We start from the raw sequence: 2,116 nt of genomic DNA on the forward strand, positions 1-2,116 counted from the left end.
CTAGCCTTCTTACTGTTTCAACTTTGTCAAAAGAAAGCATGTTCAGATAATCTTCTTTGCTATTTAAATGTTCTGGATATTCTATCATCTCTCCCTCCTAAACAAAATGACGCGTATGGCTACATCCACGCGCCGCAACTTGTTCATTTCCACCATTGACGATCATGGCGGCTCGAGTAAAACGCCCATTATCCGTTGTATTACTCCAGCTACCACCCCCTAACAATGCTCTCATTTCAAACGTATTTTGCGTACGGCTTATGGGTATAGGAAACGTGCCCGATAAAAATTGCCAAACATAACCGCAACCATCCTCACAACCGATATGCGAGATCATTCGACGATTCGCCGTATCCTTATATCCACCTGAAACCTTAGAGGTTGGTTCTTTCTTGCCAACAATATGTGTCTTTTCATTGCTTCCATACATAGCAGAAGCAAACGCTTCATCACTCAGTAAAGATTTTTTAACACGCGCCATATCTGTTACATGTTCGGTATAATTACGGTTTGTTGTTATATTGGTACGATACATTGATTTCGTATTTTCACCCGTCCCTGACTGAAGATAAATATCAACCCAAAGATCTTGCAAAGGATCATAAACCATACCTTCTGGTGAACTATGCGGGCGGTGATTGAGACACCAAACTGAATTGGGTAAAATATCCCCTGCCCTATAACCAGACAAGGGGTGACCGGAAATCGTACCAACATCCGCACAGAGCGTATGAAACCCTCCTATCTTTCGCGAATTACTCACTGTGTAATCCCTTGGATACGTAGAGTTTTCTGATAAAACAAATTTATGAGACTGTCCTCCATCAGAAACCAAATAAACATAATAATCCTTCCCCGCCGAAAGAGAAGGAACGCTTATTCTTGTATCTACCGTATAACTTGCAACCAAAATATCATTGCCTAATGCCAAAGTTATGCGTGTTCCTTTTTTCAAGGTTAATTGCGCTTTGCCTGTCGCTACAAGAAACGGTGTGGAAATTGAAAGAACCGTTAAATTGGACTGTTTCAGTAAATTGTTTACCTCTTCCGCTAGCGCTTTTGCCTGTGAAGCTACTGTATGGGCTGTTGTTGCCGTTGCTAGGGAACTCTTGATACCTCCAAGCTCTTGTTTCGTCGTATCGGCTGTTTTTTTGGCTTCTTCTGCTGTCCTTTTCGCTCTATCGGCTACTTCTTTGGCTTTTTCGGCTTCGCTCTTGGCTTGATAAGCTTGTGAATCTGCCGACTCGGCTTTTTTCTTGGCTTCTTCTGAGTACATCCGCGCTAAACTTACGGGGGCTTTAAAATTCTCAACCACTTGGTTGATATCGATAACCCTACTCCTCGCAGACGAGGCTATTTTCTCTGCATTTTCTGCCTGATTGCGCGCTTGCGTCGCATCATGTCTTGCATAACCAGCAGACTCCTTGGCTTCCTTGGCTATTTTTTGTGCCTCTTCCGCTTCTTCTTCTAAAGACGCGGCTTTCTTACCCGCTGTTTCGGCTGCCCTCTGCGCCTCTCCTGCTATATATTTTGCATTACTCGCTATTTCCTTGGCTTTTTCTACTTCATTCTTGGCTTCATACGCTCGTGAATTGGCTGCTTCTGCTATTTTCTTGGCTTCCTCGCCTGCCGTTTCTGCTAAACTTGCTATAGTCTTAGCGTTATCTGCCACTTCCTTCGCGTTGTTAGCTGTACTACTAGCATTATAAGCTATATTTTTCGCAGATTCTGCCTCACTACGAGCTTGCCTCGCATCATTTTCGGCATAAACAGCTTTCTGTTTGGCTTCCTTCGCTGTTTTTTCTGTCTCTTCTAGCTTGTCTTCTAAAGATGATGCTAAAGACGCTGCCTTTTTACCCGCCGCTTCTGCCGCTTTCTGTGCTTGTTCTGCTGTATATTTTGCACTATTAGCTATTTCCTTGGCTTTTTCGGCTTCGCCCTTAGCTTGATAGGATTGTGAATCTGCTAATTCCGCTTTTTTCTTGGCTTCGTCTGCATATGTCCGTGCTAAACTTGCTATAGTCTTAGCGTTATCGGCTACTTCCTTCGCGTTGTTAGCTGTACTCCACCCTTGATGAGCTGTGTTGCCTGAATTTTCCGCTATCTTCTTGGCTTC

General features: G+C 43.7%; 1 pseudogene. It reads right to left on the bottom strand.

The annotated features are described in order from the left end of the window. Positions 1 to 97: 97 nt before the first annotated feature. Positions 98 to 2,116 (bottom strand): annotated as a pseudogene (locus ACFIK4_RS02945) (hypothetical protein); the annotation flags it as partial.

Origin of the sequence: Bartonella sp. AP9QHHD (assembly GCF_042195625.1) — a bacterium.
Lineage (GTDB): Bacteria > Pseudomonadota > Alphaproteobacteria > Rhizobiales > Rhizobiaceae > Bartonella.